The sequence below is a fragment of the Paraburkholderia fynbosensis genome, assembly GCF_902859935.1.
GTDB lineage: Bacteria > Pseudomonadota > Gammaproteobacteria > Burkholderiales > Burkholderiaceae > Paraburkholderia > Paraburkholderia fynbosensis.
Genome location: NZ_CADIKI010000013.1, coordinates 205,885 through 228,234 on the forward strand (window position 1 = coordinate 205,885; position 22,350 = coordinate 228,234).

Annotated in this window: 22 protein-coding genes and 2 pseudogenes; 11 read left to right on the plus strand and 13 right to left on the minus strand. The window is 63.6% G+C overall.

Going from position 1 to position 22,350, the window contains the following annotated elements; translation table 11 throughout:
- Positions 1–13: 13 nt before the first annotated feature.
- Complete coding sequence (locus tag HV770_RS22250) at positions 14–406, minus strand: DUF4399 domain-containing protein (protein ID WP_246291096.1); 393 nt, start codon at positions 404–406, stop codon at positions 14–16.
- A gap of 469 nt (positions 407–875) precedes the next feature.
- Between HV770_RS22250 and HV770_RS22255 the strand changes: the two genes are divergently transcribed.
- Positions 876–2,894, plus strand: a complete 2,019-nt coding sequence (locus HV770_RS22255; RefSeq protein WP_175162996.1) for an SUMF1/EgtB/PvdO family nonheme iron enzyme — start codon at positions 876–878, stop codon at positions 2,892–2,894.
- Between the two features lie 73 nt (positions 2,895–2,967).
- Here the strand turns inward: HV770_RS22255 and HV770_RS22260 are convergent, their stop codons facing one another.
- Positions 2,968–5,133 (minus strand): serine/threonine protein kinase, encoded by a 2,166-nt coding sequence (locus HV770_RS22260; RefSeq protein ID WP_175162998.1) that lies wholly within the window; start codon positions 5,131–5,133, stop codon positions 2,968–2,970.
- A 424-nt stretch (positions 5,134–5,557) separates the two neighbouring features.
- Here HV770_RS22260 and HV770_RS22265 point away from each other — a divergent pair, with 424 nt between their 5' ends.
- The 3 genes from HV770_RS22265 (at position 5,558) to HV770_RS22275 (ending at position 6,605) form a co-directional block, all read left to right on the plus strand.
- Positions 5,558–5,830 (plus strand): hypothetical protein, encoded by a 273-nt coding sequence (locus HV770_RS22265; RefSeq protein WP_121323659.1) that lies wholly within the window; start codon positions 5,558–5,560, stop codon positions 5,828–5,830.
- Positions 5,831–5,918: 88 nt separating this feature from the next.
- Complete coding sequence (locus tag HV770_RS22270) at positions 5,919–6,203, plus strand: hypothetical protein (protein ID WP_175163000.1); 285 nt, start codon at positions 5,919–5,921, stop codon at positions 6,201–6,203.
- 183 nt (positions 6,204–6,386) lie between these two features.
- Positions 6,387–6,605 (plus strand): hypothetical protein, encoded by a 219-nt coding sequence (locus HV770_RS22275; protein WP_175163002.1) that lies wholly within the window; start codon positions 6,387–6,389, stop codon positions 6,603–6,605.
- 495 nt (positions 6,606–7,100) lie between these two features.
- Here HV770_RS22275 and HV770_RS22280 read toward each other — a convergent pair whose 3' ends face one another.
- Positions 7,101–7,265 carry a hypothetical protein gene (locus tag HV770_RS22280; protein WP_175163004.1) on the minus strand — a complete coding sequence of 55 codons (165 nt, stop codon included), beginning with the start codon at positions 7,263–7,265 and terminating at the stop codon, positions 7,101–7,103.
- Positions 7,266–7,268: 3 nt separating this feature from the next.
- Between HV770_RS22280 and HV770_RS22285 the strand changes: the two genes are divergently transcribed.
- The 4 genes from HV770_RS22285 to HV770_RS22300 all read left to right on the plus strand — a co-directional run bounded on the left by HV770_RS22285 (position 7,269) and on the right by HV770_RS22300 (position 10,177).
- Positions 7,269–7,553, plus strand: a complete 285-nt coding sequence (locus HV770_RS22285; protein WP_175163006.1) for a DUF3303 domain-containing protein — start codon at positions 7,269–7,271, stop codon at positions 7,551–7,553.
- Positions 7,554–7,905: 352 nt separating this feature from the next.
- A complete protein-coding gene (locus tag HV770_RS22290) occupies positions 7,906–8,532 on the plus strand; it encodes a TetR/AcrR family transcriptional regulator (protein ID WP_175163007.1) in 627 nt (208 codons plus the stop codon).
- A gap of 104 nt (positions 8,533–8,636) precedes the next feature.
- On the plus strand, positions 8,637–9,869 hold the full coding sequence (locus HV770_RS22295; protein WP_175163010.1) for a YbfB/YjiJ family MFS transporter: 1,233 nt from the start codon (positions 8,637–8,639) through the stop codon (positions 9,867–9,869).
- A 152-nt stretch (positions 9,870–10,021) separates the two neighbouring features.
- The gene (locus HV770_RS22300; protein WP_175163012.1) at positions 10,022–10,177 is read left to right on the plus strand and encodes a DUF3309 family protein; all 156 of its coding nucleotides are present in this window, start codon (positions 10,022–10,024) and stop codon (positions 10,175–10,177) included.
- A gap of 260 nt (positions 10,178–10,437) precedes the next feature.
- Here HV770_RS22300 and HV770_RS22305 read toward each other — a convergent pair whose 3' ends face one another.
- The 5 genes from HV770_RS22305 to HV770_RS22325 all read right to left on the minus strand — a co-directional run bounded on the left by HV770_RS22305 (position 10,438) and on the right by HV770_RS22325 (position 16,771).
- A complete protein-coding gene (locus HV770_RS22305) occupies positions 10,438–11,853 on the minus strand; it encodes a four-carbon acid sugar kinase family protein (protein WP_175163014.1) in 1,416 nt (471 codons plus the stop codon).
- Between the two features lie 13 nt (positions 11,854–11,866).
- On the minus strand, positions 11,867–13,165 hold the full coding sequence (locus HV770_RS22310) for a ribulose-bisphosphate carboxylase large subunit family protein (protein ID WP_175163016.1): 1,299 nt from the start codon (positions 13,163–13,165) through the stop codon (positions 11,867–11,869).
- Positions 13,162–13,701, minus strand: a complete 540-nt coding sequence (locus HV770_RS22315) for a VOC family protein (RefSeq protein ID WP_175163018.1) — start codon at positions 13,699–13,701, stop codon at positions 13,162–13,164. Before HV770_RS22315 ends, HV770_RS22310 begins: the two co-directional genes overlap by 4 nt.
- Before the next feature lie 92 nt (positions 13,702–13,793).
- Entirely contained in the window at positions 13,794–15,683 is a 1,890-nt protein-coding gene (locus HV770_RS22320) for a TRAP transporter large permease (RefSeq protein WP_175163020.1), read from the minus strand.
- A gap of 62 nt (positions 15,684–15,745) precedes the next feature.
- Complete coding sequence (locus tag HV770_RS22325) at positions 15,746–16,771, minus strand: TRAP transporter substrate-binding protein (protein ID WP_175163021.1); 1,026 nt, start codon at positions 16,769–16,771, stop codon at positions 15,746–15,748.
- Between the two features lie 198 nt (positions 16,772–16,969).
- Between HV770_RS22325 and HV770_RS22330 the strand changes: the two genes are divergently transcribed.
- Positions 16,970–18,025, plus strand: a complete 1,056-nt coding sequence (locus tag HV770_RS22330) for a LacI family DNA-binding transcriptional regulator (protein ID WP_175163023.1) — start codon at positions 16,970–16,972, stop codon at positions 18,023–18,025.
- Between the two features lie 332 nt (positions 18,026–18,357).
- On the opposite strand, the gene HV770_RS22335 is transcribed toward HV770_RS22330, so the two are convergent.
- Entirely contained in the window at positions 18,358–18,978 is a 621-nt protein-coding gene (locus tag HV770_RS22335) for a LysE family translocator (protein ID WP_175163062.1), read from the minus strand.
- A 397-nt stretch (positions 18,979–19,375) separates the two neighbouring features.
- On the opposite strand from HV770_RS22335, the gene HV770_RS22340 reads away from it, so the two are divergent.
- Positions 19,376–19,849 carry an Lrp/AsnC family transcriptional regulator gene (locus tag HV770_RS22340; RefSeq protein WP_175163025.1) on the plus strand — a complete coding sequence of 158 codons (474 nt, stop codon included), beginning with the start codon at positions 19,376–19,378 and terminating at the stop codon, positions 19,847–19,849.
- A gap of 72 nt (positions 19,850–19,921) precedes the next feature.
- On the opposite strand, the gene HV770_RS22345 is transcribed toward HV770_RS22340, so the two are convergent.
- The 3 genes and pseudogenes from HV770_RS22345 to HV770_RS22355 form a co-directional block, all read right to left on the minus strand.
- Entirely contained in the window at positions 19,922–20,701 is a 780-nt protein-coding gene (locus tag HV770_RS22345; protein ID WP_175163027.1) for an alpha/beta fold hydrolase, read from the minus strand.
- Between the two features lie 81 nt (positions 20,702–20,782).
- Complete coding sequence (locus HV770_RS22350) at positions 20,783–21,136, minus strand: DUF4148 domain-containing protein (protein ID WP_175163029.1); 354 nt, start codon at positions 21,134–21,136, stop codon at positions 20,783–20,785.
- Between the two features lie 303 nt (positions 21,137–21,439).
- Positions 21,440–21,646: pseudogene (locus HV770_RS22355) on the minus strand (alpha/beta hydrolase); the annotation flags it as partial.
- On the opposite strand from HV770_RS22355, the pseudogene HV770_RS22360 reads away from it, so the two are divergent.
- Positions 21,636–21,965, plus strand: a pseudogene (locus tag HV770_RS22360) (LysR family transcriptional regulator); the annotation flags it as partial. The pseudogenes HV770_RS22355 and HV770_RS22360 sit on opposite strands and share 11 nt — an antisense overlap.
- 54 nt (positions 21,966–22,019) lie before the next feature.
- Here HV770_RS22360 and HV770_RS22365 read toward each other — a convergent pair.
- On the minus strand, positions 22,020–22,350 hold a 331-nt coding region (locus HV770_RS22365; RefSeq protein ID WP_175163031.1), incomplete at its 5' end, for a sensor histidine kinase.

Below are 22,350 nucleotides of genomic sequence, written 5' to 3' on the forward strand. Positions count from 1 at the left end.
CGAACGGATCGCGCTAGTCTTTTTGCACGGTAATGGTGATCTTCTTCGAATAGACGGGCGGCACGAACGGCACGTGATGCTGGTCGCCGAGAAGCAGTTGCAGCGTGTGCTTGCCCGGCGGCAACTCGATACGCGCGTCCGTCTCGCCCGCACCGAAGTGCAGGTGATTGCGGTCCGACGGAATTTCCTGGTCGAGCGCAGGCAGATCGGTATCGATCAACAGATGATGATGCCCGCAGTTCGGGCGTGCGACGCCCTTCGGACACACTCCCATGTTGCGCAGACCCATGCGCACCCAGAGCTTGCCGCCATGAATCACCGCGCCATCCGACGGCCAGATGATGTATTCCTCGGCGCCCGGCGTCGACGCGGTCTGTTCGGCGAGCGCGATATTGAGAGTCGCCATGCAGCCGAGTGCGGCAAACAGCGTTGCGCACGCAGCCGCGCGCCCCACGCCGACACTCGCTCTCGCGGCATGACGCGAATCGGAAACAACGGGGGTGAGGGTTTTTCTTCGCATGGCGCACTCTCCCGAATAGGGGTCACGGCCGTCTCGACTGCGCAAAGCAGACCGAGCGCTCCGGCTGGATATCGCGGGTGCGAGTGACGGGACGGCCGCAAAGTTAAAACGACTGTGCGGCGTTACTTTGTGAATTAGCTTAGGACGTAACTTGCCAAAAAGATACGCCACACTCGTTAACCGTATGACGCGTCGAGTTGTGGCGCGCAAAGCGCGTGCTATCGTTATTGACAGGTTGCACACGCGTGGTCGTCGAAAGCGGCATCGATGCTTGGCCCGAAGTACCGCAGCGAATGCTGCACACAGCGTGGTCCTCGAATGCCTGGGTTCTGTCCGGTACAAACAGGATGCAAAGATGTGGCGAATATTCCTGCTGGTGTGCATGGCCGGGGCAATCCAGGCGCAATGGAGCTTGGCTCATGCGGCTATCTCGACCAGGGCGAGCGCTGCAATTCCTGCGCCCATTGCAACGGCTGCGCAGGCGGCGGCGCTTACCGATACGGTCTCGCCATTCACGTTAATGCGCGAGCCTGCGCATTCTCCACGTATCGCGCTCGTGATCGGCAATGGCGTATATGGCGATCTCGCGACCCCTATTCGTTCTAATGCGCCACGCGATGCCGAAGCAGTGCGCGACACGCTCCATGCGCTCGGCTTCGACGTCATCATGCGCACGAATGCGACGCCAGGGGACATGCAGGAGGCGATCGACGAATTCCAGCGGCGTTTGCAAGGCGGCGGCGTCGGACTCTTCTATTTCGCGGGCCACGGCATGCAAATTGGCCCGCAGACGTTGCTCATGCCTGCCGGACTCGATGCTCGCGTGCCGGCATCGCTGGTGAATAACGGCGTCGATCTGAATACCGTGTTGCGGGTGATGGCCGCACCGCGTGCGGGTCGGCTCAATCTCGTGATTCTCGATGCGTGCCTGAACAATCCGTTCTCACCGGGCGCGACGAGCGATGCGCCAGCGCCGGGTGCCGATACCGTGATCGCCTATGCCACCGCACCCGGCGGCTTTGCGGCGGACGGCGCGCGCCACGGCGTCTACACGACTGCTTTGCTGCACGCGCTCGAAAGCGCTTCGTCGCAACCGCTCGACGGTCTGTTCGAGCACGTCGCCGCGCAAGTTCGCGATGCAACCGCTGGTGAGCAAAAGCCGTGGATTGCTTCGACGCTCGCTGCCTCGGCCCAGTTGAACGAAACCGCCAGCCGCTATCGCGAGGCATCTGTGCCGGTCGTCGCGTGGGCGCGTCAGGAGAATCCAGCCGTCGCGCTGCATAGCAGGGGCATTCTTCCGAAAGACAGCAGCGAGCAATACGAAATCACGTTCTGGAACTCGATCAAGGACAGCAACTACCCCGCCGATTACGAGGCCTATTTGAAGGCCTATCCGAATGGCCGCTTCGCTACGCTCGCTCATGCGCGCATCGATCGCCTGCGCGCGACGGCGAGTGCGCCTGCGCCAACACCTGCACCCACACCTGCGCCGCAAGCCGCTCATCCCGCCGCGCCAACAAGTGCCCCGGCGCAGGAGCGCCCGCGCACAGCGTCGGCGCCAAATGCAACGCCCACGCCAAGCGCAGCCGCACCGGCCGCGCCGATTGCCCCACCCGCCGCCGCAGTCGCACAAAAAACCGTCACTCGTCCGCCCACCGCCGGTGAAAGCCGCGACTGCGCCGCCTGTCCGATCATGGTCCCCGTGCCCGGCGGCTCGTTCGCGATGGGCAGCAGCAGCGACGATCCATCGGAGAAGCCGGTCCACCACGTGAGCATCAGCGCGCCATTTGCCATTGGCAAATACGAGGTGACGGTCGAGCAATGGAACGCTTGCGTCGCCGCCAATGCCTGTCAGAAAGCGACGCCCGAAAGCAACACGAACAAGGCCGCACCGGCGCGCGACCTGAGTTGGGACGACGCGCAGCAGTACGTCAAATGGCTCACCAAAGTCACCGGCAAGCCCTACCGTCTGCCCACGGAGGCGGAATGGGAATATGCGGACAGAGGCGGCACGACGACCGCCTACTGGTGGGGTGATCAGATGCGCAAGGGCACCGCCAATTGCAAGGATTGCGGCGACCCGTGGCACAAGGAAGGACCGGAGTCCGCCGGCTCGTTCGCACCGAACCCGCTCGGCCTGTACGACATGAACGGCAGCGTATGGGAATGGACCGCCGACTGCTGGCACAACAACTATCAGGGCGGCCCCGCCGACGGCCACGCATGGGACAGTCCCGGCTGCGACATGCGCGTGATTCGCGGCGGTTCATGGCGCGAAGGCAGCAGCTACATGCTCAGCGCGACGCGCTTCAAATACAGCGCGGGCGTACGTCAATCGCAGGATGGCTTTCGGGTCGTCAAAGATCTCAAATGAAGCGCGTGGTCTTGCTGCAGATCGGCGGCTCATGCGGTCGAGACCAGACGTGGTGTTGACGCCCGCCCCGCATTCACGGCGCGCGCGGCTTCGTCGTGATCGAAGCAAAGTCGGCGACGAGGTGGTCCTGCCCGTATTTGCCGCCGATCTGCGTGAGCCGCGTGTCGAGCGCGCGCAGATAGTCGGCGCGCGATTCGCTTTCCGGACGCGGCTTGTCGAATAGCGGCACCGGCGTAATCAGCAGCACCACCATCTCCGCGCCGAACGGTTTCGAAATGATCCAGTCGCCGCCGCTGCCGATCGTCGCGGCGTAGTGCGGCGGCGCCTGATTGTCCTTCGCGCGCGGGCTCGGCACCATATGCACGACGCTGCCGTCGAGCTGAAAATAGTCGAGATTCACATACGAGTCGAAGCCAGGCGTCGTCACGTCGACGACCAGCGCCTCGCCCTCGCTCAACTGACCGCCGGGCGGGCGCACATGCAAAGCCGCGATGCGCCCTGCTTGCCAGTTGCGAACCCAGTAGGGAGCGAGCGCGTTGACGGTATCGCATTTGTCCTCGGCGATGGGTTCGACGTCGAGCGTCAGCGTATCGGCGCCCGGCAAGGCCGCCAACGTTTCCTTCAGATGGGCCGCACCGTAGCGCTGCGAGACGAAGCCGCGCACCGTCAGCGAATGATTCTGGATGGCGGCGGAGAGCGCCGAACACGGTACTTGCGCCAACGTGGGTACGATGGCGGCGAGCGTCAGTGCGGGCTTGGGCGCAGGCGGCGTGGCGGTTGGGGCCGGCACGGCTGCGGCGCTCGCGGCAGCAGGTGCGGAGTTCGATGCGGCCGATGCCGTCACAGTCGGCGGCACTGCCGCCGCCGCATTCGGCTCCGACGCGGTATCCGCTCGATCCGCCAATGCCTGCGACGCCCCTACCTCCGCCGGCGGCGCACTTGCCTGCCGGCTCGGCCCCGAGCGCAGCGCGAACACGCCGACCGCCGCCGCGCACACCACGGCAAAGCTCGCGAGTCCGGCCTTCGCCAACGTGCCCGACTTCTCCGCGCGCGCCTCGTTGTCGAACTCGGTGATGAAGCGCACCACGCTCGGCATGCGCGTCGCGCGATCGAACGACAGCGCGGCACGCAACGCGCGCCACTGCCTCGAATCGAGATTCTGTGGCCGCTGCGGCTTGAAGTCGGCATTGCGCGCCTGAGTCGCCGACAAACGGTCGAACGGATGGTGACCGGTCAGCAATTCATAGGTGATGCAGCCAAGCGCGTAGATATCGTCGCGCGGATCGGGCTCGCGATGCTCGATCATCTCCGGGCTCGCATACGCGGGCGTCAACGCACCCAGGCTGCCCGGATCGAACACGGTCGCGTCGCTCTCCTCTTCGGGGCGCTGAAACACGCGCGCAATGCCGAAGTCGATCACTTTCACTTCGGCGTTGGTGGTCAAAAACACGTTGGCCGGCTTGAAGTCGCAGTGGACGAAGCCGCGTTCATGCGCATATGCGAGCGCGGCGCACATGCCGCGCACGATGGGCAGAGCCGCGCGCACCGGCATGCCCTGATAGCCTGGCGTGCGCAGCAACTGGCTGAGCGGTTTGCCGCTCAGATACTCCATCGTCAGATAGACGATCGGCCCGTCGCGGTCGAAGTCGTACACCGTGATGATGTTGCGATGCGCGAGAACCTGCGCCTTGCGCGCCTCGCGCTGCAAGGCGACGAGCGAATTCGGATTGCCGCGAAACTGGACATTGAGCACCTTGATCGCGAGATAGGGCTTGCGATCCGATGCTTCGAGCTTGCGCAAGTCAAGCGCCTTGTACACCGTGCCCATGCCGCCCACGCCCAGACATTCCTCGAGGACGAAGCGGTTATTCAACGTGTCGCCGGTGCCTTTGCTCTGGTCGTGTCCCGCGCCGCTCGGCGCATTGCTGGCGTTGCCCGCGCTCCCTGCGCTACCGGCACTGGAAGAAGGCACCGATGGAATCTCCACCGTGGTCTGGATGCCGGTTTCTTCCCCGCCCGCCGCCACGTTCGACACGTGCAACTGCTCGATGCGGCGGCGCACTTCGAGGTAGAGATCGTCGGGTAACGGGGTTTTACGATGCGCCGCGCCGAGCATCTCCAGCAGCTGCGTGGGACCGAGTTCTTCGGTCGTCAACGTACTGTCCAGTTGAGCGACGAACTCGTCACGCGACAGCTCGCCGCTCTGAAAGTCGTGAATCACACGTGCAAGGCTAGCCATTTGTGCGAAGCGCCGCCGCTGCCGTTGGGTCCGATCGCATATGACCGAAGCCACTCGGGCTGATGGAAAACCTGTCGTAACCAGTTACATGTGCCGCTTCGATACTAGCTCCCGGTCCGTGCTTTCGCAAACCAGGATTGGCCCGCGCCGTGCATCGCAGGCGTGGCGAGCGAGTGTCGCCCGCCAGCCGACAGCATGCGGCCGTATGTCGGCCATACGCCACCGCTCGCGCGCCGACGGAGCGGATGCCGACGCTATGGTCAACCTGTGGTCGCAATGGGAAAGCCTTGTGCAGCAAGGATCCACCAACTTTATTAGGAACCTTGAATAAAACTGGCACAGCCCATGCGTTAGTGACACCCGAGCAGACAAATTGCTCGAACCCAATCGCAACACCGCGATATTTTCTTCCAGGAGACTTACCATGAACACGCTGATGATCAAAGACCTGTCCATCACCGAACAACTCGACAGCAAGGCGATGAGCGCCGTGCGCGGCGGCTTCGGCCCGTCGGTCTCTTACTATAACTTCAGCCCGGTCTACGCACCGAACAACAGCAAGCACGTCGATGCGACGCAACTGATCAACACCCAGATGGACCTTCAGAACGCCAATGGCAACAACGTTGCGTTCGCGGCCGGCATCGCCTCGTCGTTCAGCCCGAGCATCTCGTCGAACAACAACATCCACGTGTAACGCGTGACGAGGCGAAGCGCCCGCGATCGCGGGCCGCTTCGCCTCACGCCGATCACGCCCGTCTTCCGCGCACCTTTGGAGAATCACCATGTCATCCCTCTTGATTCGCGATCTGTCCCGCACCCGCGAGCTCGACCGCCGCGCAATGTCGGCGGTGGCCGGCGGCGCCGGCGGCGGCACGCCCGGCCTGCCCTCGGTGGCCGGGCTCGGCGGCATTGCCAACGTCAATGTCTCGATCAACCAGAACCTCAACCAGATGCAATACGTGAACGTCGCCGCCCTCAACAACGTCGGCGTGATCGGTGCGGGGTTCGTGCCGCTGCATCTCGACGTCAGCCCGTCGCTGTGGGGCGCCAACTACGCCGCTGCATAAGCACGAGAAGCACCGTAGGAACGGGGGTTCCTTCAGTGCTGCTTCATCGTCACCGACAGACAAGCTGCAAACAGATTTCCTATACTGATAGTGCGACGAGACCTCTCTACATCGAACGACAGACAGTAGCGGCGGCCGGACCCGTTCATGGACCGGCCGCCCAATTTCTTTTCGGGAGCCGTCATGGCGAAGCTCATCATCAAGGACCTTATCGACAGCGTCGAACTCGACCGTGAGGCGATGGCCGCCATCGTCGGCGGTGCGCGCGTCGGCGCGCGATCGAGTGTGGCCGCGCCGCTGGTGCCGGCCGCCGCGCGCGTCGTCGAATATCCGCCCGGCTTTCCTGCCGCGCATCGGACGATTGCCGAAGTGGCGCTGCCACGTAATCGGCGGCGCGAATAGAGTCGAGTTCGAACTGGCATCGCAACGGCATGCGGCACAACCGCATGCCGTTTGTGTTTTGGGCGCGGGTTGTGTCGCTACTTGTACCGTCATATGCGGCCGACGCGTAACACTGCTCGCTGCATGAAATCGCGCCCCAATCACCCACTGCTTTTTCGCGCGAAACCCGCGCGCGTGGCCGTATCTGAAGCACAGGCAAAGCCGCACACCGCATGGTGTGGGCTCGCCTGCTTCAGGAAGGATTGCCACGAAATCCACTGTCATTATCAGAGACCTGCCGCGTCGCGCGGCGAACCGGCGTCGACGATGGTGAAATCGACGCTGCAATCGCCGAACGCCCTTGGGATGGGACCTATTTGTAGGACGCGCGAGACGTCCGCAATTGGAAACGTGGCGTCCCGTTCGCGTTCTCGCGGCAACGGCGGTGCCGGTTCAATTGACCTGGTGAATGTCTGCTCACGGCGACATCGATTGTCGTGCACTCTCCTATGATGCTTAGGACGCCACGTGGTTTTTTCCTGCCGCCCGCCAATAGCCCGTGCTATCCGGACGGCTCGATGGCGCAGTGGTGTGCGTGGCGCCCGGCAGACGACGCGTCACCACCCAGACGACGAGCGCGGCGCGCCACGAGCCGGTATCGCCGATCCAGATTGGAGACACGCAATGAAATTCATCGTGGAATGGAATGGTCAGCCGAGCGCCGAGAATGCCGTCATCGAACGCTTCATGAAAACCGGCGGCCGGCCGCCCGATGGCATCACCATGCTCGGGCGCTGGCATGCAATCGGAGGCCTGCATGGCTTCGCGGTCGTCGAGGCTGCCGACACGGGGAGCATAGTGGCGATGTCGCTCGAATGGGGTGACCTGCTGACAATCACCATCTTCCCCGCGCTAACCGACGAAGACTTGGGAGCCGCGCTCGGGAAACATGTGGCAGCACAGCAATAGGTCGTTCATCGGCGCGTTAGGGCATCGCGCAAGAGTACTCGGTAGCCCCGTGCCGCCACTTGCGAAACGGCCACGCCGTCGCTTCATATTGGCATTCTGATCGCTGGACACCGCATCGCTGAGCGGCACTGCGCCGCGCGGCCGGTGCGGGTCCGCGCCGCGGCGAATCGGGCACCGAAGCGCCCGGCGCAGACCGACCTGCACCCGCCGATCATCTCCGGCTCTGGCCGCTCGTTCGCCCCGGCGCCGTCGCCCCAACACTTCCCCTTGCGTTTTATATCGGCCGATATATAATCCCGTTCTATATCGACCGATATAGAACGGTCGCCGACCAGCATGAAGGACAGTCACCATGGCACGACCCCGCGGATTCGACGAGCACGCCGTGCTCGAAGCGGCCAGCGCAGCGTTCTGGAGCAAGGGCTACGAAGCGACCTCCACGCGCGATCTGGTCAAATCGACCGGCCTTACGCAGCCCAGCCTCTACAACGCGTTCGGCGACAAGCGCGGCCTCTACCTGCGAGCGCTCGAACATTATCTGGAGCACATCCTGCGCGAGCGGATCGAGCGGCTTGAGAAAACCGCGTCGCCGGCGCGGAGCATTACGCTGTTCTTCCACGAAGTCATCGAGCGCGCGATTGCCGACCCCGACATGCGCGGCTGCATGCTGGTCAACTCGGCGCTCGAAATTTCATCGGATGACGAAGCATTTCGTGCCATGGTCGCGGCGGAAATGGCCGATATCCGCGCGTTTTTTCACCGGGGCCTGGTCGCGGCACGGCAAAGCGGTGAAATCACCGTCGCCGTGCCGCTCGAAGACGCCGCTTCCCATCTGCTCGCCACGCTGATCGGCATTCGCGTGCTCGCGCGAGTCACGCCGCAATACGTGCTGCTATGCGGCTCGGTGTCGCCGGCGTTGACGCTGCTCGGCTTGCCTGCACTGCCGCCGCCTTCGGCGCCACCCGCTTCATCGGCATAAGACGGCCACGTCCGAACCGCGCGTCCGAACGGGCGCATTCCCTGGTTTTCTCACCGACATCCGGCAGCGCCGCCATCGGCATGCGCACCGGTAAAGGAATCGTCATGTCCGCAGCACCGTCTTCTTTAAGCTCCGTACCACCTGCCTCGCTCGATGCCCGCGCACTCTTTGCGACCTTCGCCGGACTATGCGGCAGTCTCGTCGCCATTGGTCTCGCGCGTTTTGCGTATACGCCGCTGATTCCTTCGCTGATCCAGGCGCACTGGTTCACGTCGTCGCAGGCAGTGACGCTCGGCGCGGCGAATTTCGCCGGCTATTTGATCGGTGCGCTGATCGGCCGTCCGCTTGCGTCGGCGCTGTCGAACCGCAGCGCATTGCGTCTCCTGATGGCGGTCGTGACGGCGGCGTTCTTCGCCTGCGCCTATCCGTTGTCGATCAGCTGGTTCTTTGCATGGCGCCTGCTGTCGGGTATTTCGGGCGGCGCCATCATGGTGCTGGTGGCGACGTCGATCCTTCCGCACATCCCGCCGCCCCGCCGTGGCTTCGTCAGCGGGATGATCTTTCTCGGGCTCGGGCTCGGCATCGCGGCATCCGGCACACTGATTCCTCAACTGCTGCACTTTGGTCTGCAAACCACCTGGGTCGGTCTCGGCGTGGTCGCGCTGGTCCTGACCGCGGCGAGCTGGTTCGGCTGGCCGTCGACGAATCCGCCCGCTCCGGTGATACCCGCCGGCACGCATCACGCCGGGCATACGCATAACCTGAAGCTGCGCCTGCTGTATGCCCAATACGCGGCGAACGCGCTCGGCCTCGTGCCCGCGATGGTGCTGCTCGTCGACTACGTGGCGCGCGGCTTGGGACACGGCGCGGCGATCGGCGCGCAATACTGGGTGCTGTACGGCCTCGCGGCGATTACGGGTCCGGTCATCTGCGGCAACGTGGCCGATCGCATCGGCTTCGGCAACGCGTATCGGATCGCGCTGTTTCTGCAGTCCGCGGCGGTGGCGATGCTGGCGCTCTCGGGCAGCACGCTGGCGGTGGCGACGGCGACCGTGATTCTCGGCATCTTCACGCCGGGCATCGTACCGCTCGCGCTCGGCCGCATCCACGAACTCGTGCCGCACGATCACATCGAACAGCGAGCCGCATGGAGCCGCGCGACTACGGCATTCGCACTCTTCCAGGCGCTAGGCGGTTATGGATACTCGTTTCTGTTCTCCCATACGCATAACAACTACGCGCTGATTTTCATCTGCGGCGCGACGGCGCTCGCCATTGCGTTCGTCGCCGATATCGTGGTTGCGCGAATCGGCACGCCGCGTGGGGTGACGGCGTGATCGGATGAATACGATTAAAGCGATTCGATTCTCCGCGTTGGGCACGCGGCTTGCTCAGCAGAAACACCGATGCTGTCTTTGCACGGTAGCTGCGAAGTTAGCGCGGCCGTCGTGCGAAGGCGGGTCCTTATCAACCAGCGGAGGTCATTGATATGTTGGGAACTATTCTTCTGATCGTGCTGATTCTGCTCCTAATCGGCGCGTTTCCGGCTTGGCCGCATAGCCGTTCGTGGGGCTATGGACCTACCGGAGGACTCGGTGTCGTTCTGATCGTGGTGATCGTACTGCTGGTTGTCGGCGTGATATAGCCAAATGCGAGCAAACGCGAGGAAACGCGAACCGATTCGATCCACGGGGATGAGAGAACGCTCGTCGTAACGAAGTTCGAACGAACGCGGCCGCCGGATAGCGATATCCGGCGGCCTTGTCATGTCGATGGCCGGGAAAGTCTCACTGGTTGAGGCACCTTCGCCCATTGTCAGACGGGAATGGACGATGGAAAAGTTACGCGCCTGCCTGGCGTCCAGCGATCTCGTTGTCTCGTTGAATAGCGCGACCGGTTCGCCGATCAGCCTTGGCGCTCGATGTTCTGACCGACTGCATAGCCGTCGACCAGTTGCTCGAACAGTTCCGCATCGCCCATCTGACCGCCCTTGAGCATGATCTCCATGCCGTCGAGTTCCGTGCGGTCGGCATGAAGACGGCACGCGGTCACGCCCGCCGATAAGGGCGCTAGATACGACAGACCCCACGCGTCGAGCGCACGCACGGCGAAGCTCGACGTGTCACCGCCTGCTATGCCGATGCGTCGTAATTGCACCGCATCGAGCACCTGCCGCAGCAGCGTTGCGCAAGCATGCGCAAGTGACGGCAGCGCCGTGTCCGCTGCGTTCGTCACGCTTGTCGCGTTCACCGCTCGGCGCGTCGTAAATGCAAGCACGTGGCGGCCATCTCGCAACGGCCCGGTGATCGCTGCCACGCGTTCCGCCAGATAGGCGGACGCGGCACCGCCGGTCATCTGCTGCGGGTCAAGTTCCACCCGCAGATACGAATGCGCCGCGCCAATCTGCACTTCGGTCAACGGCGACAGACTGCCAGCCAGCACGAACACCGGGCCTCGCGCGCGAGTCAGCGGCGCAGCCGCATTCCGCGCTGACGAATCAGTTCGTTCATCAAGCGCCGACGCGTAAGCCTGCGCAACACTGCTCGCGCCGACCGCCAGCAGCGGCGCCACCGCCGCGCGCCGCACGAGTAACCGGCCGATCGCCTGCAGATGCGCGTCGTCGAGCACGTCGAACAGCAAGGCGTCCGGCTTCGATTCGAGCCGGTGCCGCACTTCGGATTGCAGCGCGGCGTCGCCCGCCGCGTAGCATCGCCAATCGATCGATTGCACGTGCTCGACACCCTGGCGTTGCAGATGCACACGCAAGTCCGCCTCGTTCATCGGCGTAACCGGATGACGGCTCATCGTCGGATGACGGTCGATCCGATAGACCGCTTGCCGATCATCGTCCGCCCCGGCCGCGGCGAACAGTTGGCCGAACACGCAGTAGCGCCGCAAATTTGGCTGACCGCCGATCACCGCGACCAACTCGTTCGCGCAATGCTCGCGCAACGTGCGAATCGCCACGCCGATGCTGCCGGTGTGCGGTGCGCTATCGAAAGTCGAGCACACTTTGTAGTGCATCACGCGCACACCGAGCGTGGCGAACGCGGCGCCGACCCGCGCGAGTTCCTGCTGCTGCGCGAGCGGCGCCATGGTCCGCGCGGCGCCTGCGACGCCGAGCGCGTCGAGTTGCCCGAGCATCGCCAGACGGGCGGCATCCGGTGGCGCGAACAGCAGCATCGTGCGCAAGCCGGCGCGCGCGAGATGCGCGAGCGTATCGGTCGCGCCTGTGAAGTCGTCGCCGTAGAACGCGTACGCGGGACCCTTGTCACGCGATTCGCGCATGCCTCGACGGCTAAAATCGTCCATGTCGCTCATGTCTCGATCGCGCTCAGGCGCGTTCGCCGAAAAACGCCAGCGCGCGCCGCAACTCCGGCATCCGCTCGGCGTACACCGGCAACGGCGTACCGGTCTGCACGGCCGCCCATGCCTGACGCACGCTCGTCACGCCCGCGGACGGACCATCCGGATGCGCGAGAATGCCGCCGCCGGACATGAACAGCAGATCGGTGGAGCGCACCGCGTCGAAGGTCGCTGGCGCGGTGCCGGCCCACTGCCCCGACGAAAACGCGGGTAGCACGGTGTCGTCGCAACCGGACGCGAGCGGTGTCGCGCAATCGCGCGCCGATCCGATGACTTCCATATCGCTCTGGGCGAATTTGCCGGCGAGGCCGTGTACGTGCATATGATCGACGCCGGTCAAACGCCATAACGTTTGATACGCCTGGAACGAGATGCCGAGCGCCGGATCGCGCGACATCATCCCGTAGCCGTTGCGATGCGCGTGCAGCACGAGCGGCGTCGCGCGGCGCAGCGTCTGGATCGCGGAGAAGCCGCACCAGTTGATGCTCGCCATCACGCAATCGCCGCCTTCGTGCTCGACCAGCTCCGCGTGACGGCGCATTGCGTCGAGGTCGTCGGTGATGTTGAACGCCACCATCACGGAGCGGCCGCTGCGTTCGCGGTAACTGCGCACCTCGGACATGACCGCCCGCACGCGTTCGGCAAGCGGCGCATGCGCGGGATTCGCAGATACTTCGTCATCCTTGATGAAATCGACGCCCGCTTCGCACAGCTCGCGCACCAGCGCCGCCGTTTCCGCCGCGCTCAAACCAACGTTCGGCTTGATGATGGTGCCGATCAGCGGACGGTCCGTCACTTGCGTCAGCATGCGCGTGCCCGCCACGCCGTGACGCGGCAATTCGAAGCGCGCGCGATAGGATGCGGGCAAGCGCAACGACAGTAACCGCATGCCGGTGACTTCGCCGAGATCGTACAGATTGCCCGCGACGGTGGCGGCCAGCGTCGGCAGATTCGCGCCGATGTTGGCGAGCGGAAACGAGAGCGTGACGCGCGCGCGCCGCCATGGCCCCGGCGTGCCATGCCGGATGAGCCATGCGCTCGGCAGACTGGGCTGCGCCACGGCTTCAAGTTCCGCGATACGCAGCACGCTCGCGCGGCTGCGTGCGCGCAGCGCATCGGTTTCATTGGCAACGCGCACGAACGTGCCGCTCGACTGTTCGCCGGCCATCACCTCGGCGACTTGCGCGGGATCGAGCGGCGTCTCGATCAGATAGTCGGCTTCGAGGGTGTCGTCGTTGGCCGGTTGCGCCTGCTGCATCGCACTCATAGCGTGCCCAGGTCGGGAAAGCGGCGCACCGGCTCGCGCCCGTCCCAATCGCGCGACGCCGCGTAGATCATGTCGAACAGCTTGCCCTTGGGCCCCGCGATCTCCGAGAGTTCGATCACGGTGCCGGGATGATCTTCCGTATCGAAGTAGACGAAGCGCCCGTTACGCCCCACCTCGCCGCTCATCGCCACTTTGAAGCCCTGCTCCTGAAGGCGCGCGAGGTCCGTGTCGAACGAGGTGGTCCAGTAGGCGTTGTGCTGCAAACCGGTATGGCCGGCGGCCAGGAAGTCGCGATACATCGAGGGCGCGTCGTTGCGCGTCTGGATCAATTCGACCTGCAGCGGCCCCGAGTTCGCCAGCGCGACCGAGTTGTGCACTTCATACGTTTGCCCGCGATACGCGTAGTTTTCGATCGGCACGCGTTCGTTGTAGAACCACGGACCCACGCCGAGCACGCGGCTCCAGTAGTCCATCGCGGCTTCGATATCACGCACCACATAGCCGGCCTGCCGGATTTCGCCAAAGAAACGACTCATGAAACTCTCCCGATGCTGCGGGTTTTGAAGGACGAGCGACGCCCCGGCGCGGCGGGAATGCAGCGCCCGAAGGTCGAACCTGTGAAGAAAACTTAGAGGAAGCCGATCGAAATCCAGGGGATCGCCGCGACCAGCAGCAGGCCGAGGATCAGCGCGCCCATATAGCCGACGATCGGACGAATGCCCGCATCGGGATTCACTTTGCTGATCGCGCACGCGGAGTAGTAGCCGACGCCGAACGGCGGCGAGAAGAGCCCGACGCCCATCGACAGGATCACGACGATCGCGTAATGCACCTCATGCACGCCCGCGAGTCGCGCGATCGGAAACAGCAGTGGCCCGAACAGCACGATCGCGGGAATGCCTTCGAGCACGCTGCCGAGCATTACGAACACAACGATCGACACCGCGAGAAAGCCATACGCGCCGCCGGGCATCGAGCCCATCAATTGCGCGAGATCCTGCGAAAAGCCGGATTGCGTGAGCGCCCAGGCCATCGCAGTCGCGCAGCCGATAATGAACAGGATCGCGCCCGACAGGGTTGCCGCATCCACCAGCATGCGGCCGAGCCGCCGCCATTCGAAGCGGCGATAGACCAGCAGGCCGATCAGCATCGAATACGCGATGCCGATGGTCGACACTTCGGTCGCCGTCGCCACGCCCTCGACCACCGCCATGCGAATCACGAACGGCAACGCCAGGGCCGGCAACGATACGATGAACAGCCGGCCAATCTGCTGCTTGGTAAAGCGCTGCGCGCCGCTCAAGTCCTCCTTGCGATAACGCCACCACACCACCACGCACAGAATCAGCGCGAGCACCGCGCCCGGCAGCATCCCGGCGGTGAAGAGCGCGGAGATCGACAGCCCCGTGACCGAGCCGATCGTGATTAGCACGATGCTCGGTGGAATGGTTTCGCTTTGCGCGCCCGTTGTGGCGAGCAGCGCGACCAGATCGCCTTCGGACGCGCCGCGCTTTTTCATCTCGGGAAACAGCACTGGCGCGATCGCCGCCATATCCGCGACTTTCGAGCCGGAAATGCCCGACACCAGATACATCGCGCCGATCAGCACGAACGACAGGCCACCATGAACGTGACCGACGAGGCTCGCGAGAAACTCGATCATCGCGCGCGCCATGCCGGTCATTTCGATCAGCAAACCGAGAAAGACGAACAGCGGCACGGCGAGCAGCACCAGATGCGACATGCCCTCGTCCATCCGTCCGACCACCACTTCGAGCGGCGTGAAAGTGGAGAGGCCGAGATAACCGAACGTCGCGAGTGCGAAAGAGAAGCCGATGGGCACGCCTGTAAAAATGCCGATGGCCACCACGCCGACAAAGAAGATCACCAGGTTGAGCTTGCCGAGCGTCTGGAACCACGGCCCGGCGAATACGCACACCACGGCAAGCAGCGCGGCGATTGCGAGCACGACGACCACGTCGCGCGCGCGGCTTACCTGAGCGAGCCGGATCAGACCGACCAGCAGCATCAGCGCGGCGCCGATCGGCAACGCGAGCGCGCGCCACGCGTTGCTGATCTGCAGCGCGGGCGTGACGATCGCCGCCTCGCCGGCCGCATAGTCGTACGCTGGCACGATCAACAGTGCGAGCAAGGCGATCGACGCGGCGATCGCGAGCGTATCGACGAAGGCGCGCCGTTGCGGCGACAACCGGCTCACGAGCGCCGTCATCCGCATATGTTCGCCGCGCCGTAATGCGAGCACCGCGCCGAGCATCGCGAGCCACAGGAACAGGATGCCGGCCAGTTCATCCGACCACACGAGCGGCTGATGCAGCACGTAACGCGACACGACGCCCGCCAGCATCACGACGATCTCCAGCGCCAGCAGCGCCGCCGCGCACACTTCGACCAGCGCGATCAGGCCGCGGTCCAAGGTTCTCAGCCAGCGGCGCGGCGTGCTGGCCGCGTGCATCGGCACGGCCGCCGCCTCTGCCGGATTCAATGCGTGATTCGACATCCTGCGGTCTCCTCGCGGCCGTTCGCCGCGCGTCTTCTGATGCTCACCGGACTGCTGCACGCTCAGGCCAGCTTGCCGACCGATTGTTCGAGCAGATCCCACGCCTCATTGCCGAACTTGCTCTTCCACGCGCCATAGAAGCCCGCCTGACGCAGCGCGACGCGGAACGTGTCCGGCGCGGGCCGATTGATCGTGAGCCCCTTGCTTTGCAGATCGGCGACGGCTGCGTCGTTGAGCTTGCGGACATCCTCACGCTGCTTGAGCGCCGACTGATTGAACGCGTCGCTGGCAATGCCTTGCAGGTCTTTCGGCAGACGCTGCCACGCGCGCTGGTTCAGCACGAACCAGTAGCCGTCCCACATGTGATTGGTCAGCGAACAGTACTTCTGCACTTCATAGAGCTTCGCGACCTGCACGATCGGCAGCGGATTTTCCTGCGCATCGACGATATGCGTTTGCAGCGACGAATAGACTTCGCTGAATTGCAGGCTGGTCGGCGCGGCGCCGAGGCCCTTGAACATGTCGATGCTGAGTGGACTCACCGGCACGCGAATCTTCAGACCGCGCATGGTCTGCGCGCTCGTAATCGGGCCGTTGCTGGTGGTGGTCTGACGAAAACCGTTGTCCCACATCTTTTCGAACGATTCGAGCCCGGCTTTCTGCATGGCCGCCCGCACATAGGCGCCGAGCTTGCCGTCCATCGCGCCCCACACCTGGTTGTAATCGCTGAACGCGAAGCCAACCGCATTGATTGCCACCGACGGCGCGAGCGTCGACACGACGAGGGCCGAAGGCGTGAACATTTCGATGCCGCCGCTGCGCACCTGCGCGAGCATGTCGGTGTCGCCGCCCAACTGGTTGTTGGGGAAGATCCGGATCTCCAAGCGCCCTTTCGACGCCTCGCGAATCTGGTTGGCCGCCTCCTGCGAACGCACGTTCAGCGGATGCGTGAGCGGCAGATTGTTGCCGTACTTGAACACGAATTCCGGGCCGGACGCCGCGCGCACGATCGCCGGAAAGCCCAGCGTACTGGCCACCGGCACGGCGGCCGCGGCACGCAGCAACGTGCGTCTCGCGAGGTTGGTCATTTGAGTGTCTCCTTGCTTATAATTGATGTGACTGTCGAATCCATCAAAATCCATCATTAGCCGATTCAACGCGTTGATTTTCCGGTCATCACAGTTGAGCCGTTGCGCGATAGCTGCAAGACTAGGCGTGCACGGCACCTGCGTCAAACCGCGGACTTGATGTTTTTTGATGGATTTTCCAATCTGTGAAGGACTGCCATGTCCGAACCGCTTCACCTCACCGCCGCCGCGCGCGCACGCATTCCGGACATAGCGCGCGTTGCCGGCGTGTCGACCGCCACGGTGGATCGCGTGCTCAATGCGCGCGAAGGCGTGCGCGCCGTCACTGCGCAACGGGTGCTGCAAGCGGCCGCGCAACTCGGCTATCTGCTCACGCCCGCCGCGCCTGCGGCGAGCGCGTCGAAGCCGATGCGCATCGCGTTTCTGCTGCCGGCCGGCACTAATCGCTACCTGCACATGCTCGGCGACTACATCGACTTCGCGCACGATCAATGGAGTGCGCTGGACATGAAGTGCCGTGTCCATTACGTCGAGAGTTTCAACCCGAAAGAACTGGCCGACCGTCTGTTGCATTACGGACAGCGTGCGGACGGCGTCGTGTTCATGGCGCTCGAGCATCCGGTGGTGCGCGATGCCGTTAATGCGCTGGCGGACCAGGGCGTGCCGGCCATCACGCTCATTTCGGATCTGTCGAATGCGCGGCGGCTGGCTTATGTGGGTATCGACAATCGTGCGGCGGGGCGCACGGCGGCTTTGTTGCTGGGGCGCTTCATGGGACCGCGGCCCAGCGGCAAGATCGCGATGCTCGCGGGCAGTCTGAACTATCGCGGTCACGAGGAGCGCGAGATCGGCTTTCTACACCTGATCGAATCGACGTTTCCGCAAGTGCGCGTGATCGGACTGCGCGAGGGACACGACGACAGCGAGCGCAACTACATGCAGACCCGCAAACTCCTGGAACAGCATCCCGACCTCGCGGGCATTTATAACAGCGGCGGCGGATCGGACGGCGTCGCCCGCGCGATTGTCGAGGCGCGCTCGGAGCAGAAGATTCTGTTCGTGGGGCATGGCTTGACGCCTGACACGCGCGCGCTGCTGATCGACGGGACGATGGATGCGCTGATTACTCAAACGCCGCAAGCGATGGTGGGCAACTGTCTGCGGATTTTCCGCAACGTACGCGAGAAACGCGACGCGATGAGCGATGTGAAACCTGTGCAGTTCAGCATCGTGCTGCGGGAAAATCTGCCTTGAATGAGGGCGGTTTTGCGCGCCGCACGTGGCCGCGATGAATGCTGTAGCGACTCTTCGAGCCTGCGTCCAGCGCATCTTAGGCGCTGCTGCCAACCACTGCGATCGGCGTCAGGCACGGCGGATGCTCGGTCACCTTCGTATTCGCACTTCACTACGAAAGGAGATCACATCATGCCTTATCTACTCGGTTGGCTGCTCGGCGTCCCGTTGATCGTATTGGTCATCCTGTACCTGACCTTCCATTGACCTTTTGCAACAAGAGAGGCGGCGCACAGAACTGGGCGCCGCCTTCGCGCGTCGGTGCAGCGCACGCGGATTGACGCATCGGCGAATCAGCGCACCGCCGCCATCAATGCGCCCATGCCGACCAGCAGACTGCCCATCGTCCGGTTCAGGACGCGTAGTCGTTTCGGCCGTTGCAAGACGGTGCGCAAGCGATGCGAAAAAATCGCCGTCGACGCGACGCCCAACGCAAACACCATTGCGAACGTAGCGGCCAGCAACAGGTATTGCTGATTCACAGACCAATGCCCTTCATTCGAAGAGGTGCTAATGAACTGTGGAAAAAACGACGGAAAGAACAGCAAGGTTTTCGGATTGAGCCCGGAGGTGGCGAAGCCGCGCCAGAACGTGTTGCGTTGCTGTGAACTGCCGGTGGGAACCGCGAGACTGCCGCTGCGCCACTGCTTGCCGCCGAGATAAACCAGACACATTGCGCCAGCCCAACGCAGCGCGGTCGACGCACGCTCGTCGATCAGTAACCGCGAGTTCAGACACAGCGCGGTGAACACCAGTTGCAGAAGCACAGCGCACGTGCCGCCCCAAACGCACGGCAACGCGGCGCGCCAGCCAGCGCCAAGCGCCTGGCTCATCGTCAGCACATTGACCGGACCGGGGGAATAAACGAGAACTAGCGCAGCAAGAAGAAACGAAACGTACAGGTGGATCGGCATCGGCGGACAAGTGAGCAAGGCGGCTGCGTTGCCGATGCATAACGTCTCAAGGTACCGAGTCGCAGCCCGGCAATACGGACGATCATGCTGACAAGCATCGGTCAGGAACATGCGTCCATGCCCGGCGAGCGCGCTTTCCAGCGCGGGTGGCGCCGGAATTCGCCCGCGTGCCGCTTTCCGGTGAAAGCGGCGAGACACCGGGTGGCGGCTTGTGGCCGCATAAGACCGCGAGGCGCGAGGCCCGCGGCCCGGACGGTTGTCCCGGGCATGAATGCATGGTCAAAATATACCCGGACGCAGGCTGGATAGGCTTCTTAAAGGGATCGTCTAGCCGACCTCGTAAGGGACGATGTTCCTGTAAAATCAGCTTGTACAGAACAACCTTCCTAATCTTCTCATGACCGCCCGAAATCGCCCGCTCGACAATCAGGATCGCAAGATCATGCGCGAACTGCAGAAGAATGCCCGGCTGAGCAATTCCGAGTTGGCTGAACTGGTCGGCATGTCGACCACCGCGTGCTGGAATCGCACGCGTCAATTGGAAACCGAAGGGTATATCCGCGGCTATGTCGCGTTGCTCGATCAGCAAAAGCTCGGTTTCGCCGACGTGGTGCTGCTCGAAGTCACGCTCGACCGCCACGACGACGACGCGCTCGCCCGCTTCGGCGCCGAACTCGCGACGCTGTCCGAAGTGCTCGAGGCGTATCTGGTATCGGGCGACTACGACTATCTGGTGAAGGTGGCCGTCGACGGCACCGCGGGTTACGAACGGTTCCTGCGCGAGAAGCTCTACAAGATTGCCGGGATTCGTCACAGCCGGTCGATGTTCGCGCTGCGATGCATGAAGAGCATTCCGTCCATCGCGATCTAGCGGGTCGTCGCGATCAGCGGACTGTTGCGGCGGACCGTCATCGCATGACCGGCCCGCCGCTCACATCCGGTGTTACTCCACAGCGCGCGACGCGGCGATGATCGCATCGGCCACCGCTTTCGGCTGGCTCACCATCGCAACGTGACTCGCGTTGACGCGCGTCACTGTCGCGTCGATGTTCTTAGCCATCGTCTGCTGCAGTTTCGGATCGATCATGCGGTCCTGACCGGTCACGACGAAGTACGACGGCTTGTCATGCCACGCCGCCTTCGTCACCTTCTCGTCTAGGCAGCCGGAGGCCCACGGCCCTTGCGTCGCCGCGATCAAACGTCTCTCGGGCAGCGGCACGTCCTGAGCGAAATCCTCTAGCACCGCTTTCGTCGAGAGCGTCAGGTAGCCCGCGTCGTCCTTGCGCAGCTCGCTCGCCCAGACCGGTGCCGGTGCGCCCTTCGTCATGTCCGCGATGGACTGGCCGCTGTCGGGCGCGAACGCCGCCACGTAGACGAGACTCTTGACCTTGTCGTCGTTGCCCGCTTCGCTGACCACGACGCCACCCCACGAATGGCCGACCAGAATCACCGGGCCCTTTTGTTGATCGATCACACGTTTGGTCGCCGACACGTCGTCGGCCAGCGAACTCAGCGGGTTCTGGACCGCCACCACGTGAAGCCCGCGCGCTTCGAGCAGCGGAATCACTTTGTCCCAACTGGAACCGTCGGCGAACGCGCCATGCACGAGCACGACGTTCTTGCCCTGCAGGTCCTGCGGGGGAGCGGCACGCGCGGCCTGCAACACGAATAGTCCGCCGAGCAGCAATGCTGATCCGAGGCACTTCTTCAAAAACATGGTCATTGTGTATGTCTCGATAGATAGGGATGCTGATGGAACGACCGTCCACGCGACAGCACGCGGACGGTCATGGGGTTGAGTCGATCACGAATGCGCGTAGATCGGGCCGAGGCCGATGACTTCCGACCCGGTCGCCGTGGCATGGCTCATCGGTGCATGGCTCTTAGGCGCGCGCGAACCCGAAGCCGCACTGGTCTGCGCGACGCCGCCGTATGCCGCCGCAGCCGAACCGCTATCGGCCTGCACGCGTGCCAGCGCGGCCTCGATGTTCTGCGGGTACTGCGTGTTGTCGCTGGACGGGTTGTAGCCGGCCTTCTGAAGCTGGACCAACTCCGCGCGCACTTCGGCGCGGGTCAGCGGTTGTTGCTGCGATTGTGCGAACGATGCGACGGGAACGGCGACCAACGCGGCGACGATGAGGGATTGAACGAGTTTCATGAGTTTTCTCCAGATATCAAAGGCAATCAAAGGTTGGGTGGAACGCGACGCCGTTGCTGCATGCAAACCGTCATGTCCCGCCTGATTCAAACGCACTGTTGTGAATCAACCTTGCGTGTAGGTATTAAAACGCGCCGACGTATCTGGAATGTTTTCGTTAAGCCGCTTAATGCATGCTTGTTTGTCTGAGTAAGGTGTGGATACATTGCGATACAAAAAAGCCGCTCTCGGGATGCGGAGCGGCTCGCCTGTCGCCAGCGTGCGCCGACGTGTCATGCAAGGCGGGTCACGTTGATGATCGCGTCGGCAAAGCGTCGCATCGTCGAAATTCCATTTCGGCGACGCCGTATGCCAGATCAGCTTGTTGAAGTCGTGACGGTTCGCGTCGTAACCGGCCTGGCCGCGCTCGGTCGCGAAATAGAACTGATACCACCACGTCAGCTCCGCCTTCGGCGGCAGCGGTGCACGGTTGGCCTCCTGGCTGCCGATCAGATAGCCGCTCGCATTGATCGTCACGATTCGCGCGACCATGACGACGAACTCGCTGAGCGCACTCAAGCGTCTCGTGACGGCGGAGAACTTCATGACGCTGAGCGGCGAGTTTTCCGCGCACCGTGAACCGGCGAGCGGCGAGCTGACGACGGTGCCGATTGCGCATCCGCTATTCGAAGGGGCGCAGGCGCGAGTGCCGGTCAAGACCGACCGGCCGCTTGCGCGGGGTCCGCTCGAATTGCTCAAGTGGATTCAGGAGCGCATGCCGATGTTCTCGGCGGCGAGAGAGGGCAATGATGCGCCCAAGCGCAACAGACGTCTGCGAGGTAAGGGTTGAGTGGGCGGCGCCCGTGCAAACATCGCCCTCCCCCCCGCCCGGCCGATTCGCGATCTAAGTCAGATTCCTGAGCGTCAATCTTGCTTCGAGCCCGCCACTCAAACGGTTATGCAGCGAAAGTGTCGCATCCATCGCCAGCGCGAGTTGCCGCGCGATGGCGAGACCGAGCCCCGTGCCGCCCGTGTGGCGATTGCGCGATGTCTCCACCCGGTAGAACGGTTCGAACACCGCTTCCAGCGATTCGGCCGGAATGCCGGGGCCACTGTCGAGCACGCTGATCGTCGTCTGCCCATCGTGCACCGCCGTGATCCTGATCTCGGCTGCGCCGCCAAACTTCAATGCATTGTCGACGAGGTTGCCCACGATGCGGCGCAATGCCTGCGGC

Coding starts and splice junctions, on each gene's coding strand:
- HV770_RS22250 (WP_246291096.1), bottom strand. CDS start 406: ATGGCGACTCTCAATATCGCGCTCGCCGAACAGACCGCGTCGACGCCG.
- HV770_RS22255 (WP_175162996.1), top strand. CDS start 876: ATGTGGCGAATATTCCTGCTGGTGTGCATGGCCGGGGCAATCCAGGCG.
- HV770_RS22260 (WP_175162998.1), bottom strand. CDS start 5,133: ATGGCTAGCCTTGCACGTGTGATTCACGACTTTCAGAGCGGCGAGCTG.
- HV770_RS22265 (WP_121323659.1), top strand. CDS start 5,558: ATGAACACGCTGATGATCAAAGACCTGTCCATCACCGAACAACTCGAC.
- HV770_RS22270 (WP_175163000.1), top strand. CDS start 5,919: ATGTCATCCCTCTTGATTCGCGATCTGTCCCGCACCCGCGAGCTCGAC.
- HV770_RS22275 (WP_175163002.1), top strand. CDS start 6,387: ATGGCGAAGCTCATCATCAAGGACCTTATCGACAGCGTCGAACTCGAC.
- HV770_RS22285 (WP_175163006.1), top strand. CDS start 7,269: ATGAAATTCATCGTGGAATGGAATGGTCAGCCGAGCGCCGAGAATGCC.
- HV770_RS22290 (WP_175163007.1), top strand. CDS start 7,906: ATGGCACGACCCCGCGGATTCGACGAGCACGCCGTGCTCGAAGCGGCC.
- HV770_RS22295 (WP_175163010.1), top strand. CDS start 8,637: ATGTCCGCAGCACCGTCTTCTTTAAGCTCCGTACCACCTGCCTCGCTC.
- HV770_RS22300 (WP_175163012.1), top strand. CDS start 10,022: ATGTTGGGAACTATTCTTCTGATCGTGCTGATTCTGCTCCTAATCGGC.
- HV770_RS22305 (WP_175163014.1), bottom strand. CDS start 11,853: ATGAGCGACATGGACGATTTTAGCCGTCGAGGCATGCGCGAATCGCGT.
- HV770_RS22310 (WP_175163016.1), bottom strand. CDS start 13,165: ATGAGTGCGATGCAGCAGGCGCAACCGGCCAACGACGACACCCTCGAA.
- HV770_RS22315 (WP_175163018.1), bottom strand. CDS start 13,701: ATGAGTCGTTTCTTTGGCGAAATCCGGCAGGCCGGCTATGTGGTGCGT.
- HV770_RS22320 (WP_175163020.1), bottom strand. CDS start 15,683: ATGTCGAATCACGCATTGAATCCGGCAGAGGCGGCGGCCGTGCCGATG.
- HV770_RS22325 (WP_175163021.1), bottom strand. CDS start 16,771: ATGACCAACCTCGCGAGACGCACGTTGCTGCGTGCCGCGGCCGCCGTG.
- HV770_RS22330 (WP_175163023.1), top strand. CDS start 16,970: ATGTCCGAACCGCTTCACCTCACCGCCGCCGCGCGCGCACGCATTCCG.
- HV770_RS22335 (WP_175163062.1), bottom strand. CDS start 18,978: ATGCCGATCCACCTGTACGTTTCGTTTCTTCTTGCTGCGCTAGTTCTC.
- HV770_RS22340 (WP_175163025.1), top strand. CDS start 19,376: ATGACCGCCCGAAATCGCCCGCTCGACAATCAGGATCGCAAGATCATG.
- HV770_RS22345 (WP_175163027.1), bottom strand. CDS start 20,701: ATGACCATGTTTTTGAAGAAGTGCCTCGGATCAGCATTGCTGCTCGGC.
- HV770_RS22350 (WP_175163029.1), bottom strand. CDS start 21,136: ATGAAACTCGTTCAATCCCTCATCGTCGCCGCGTTGGTCGCCGTTCCC.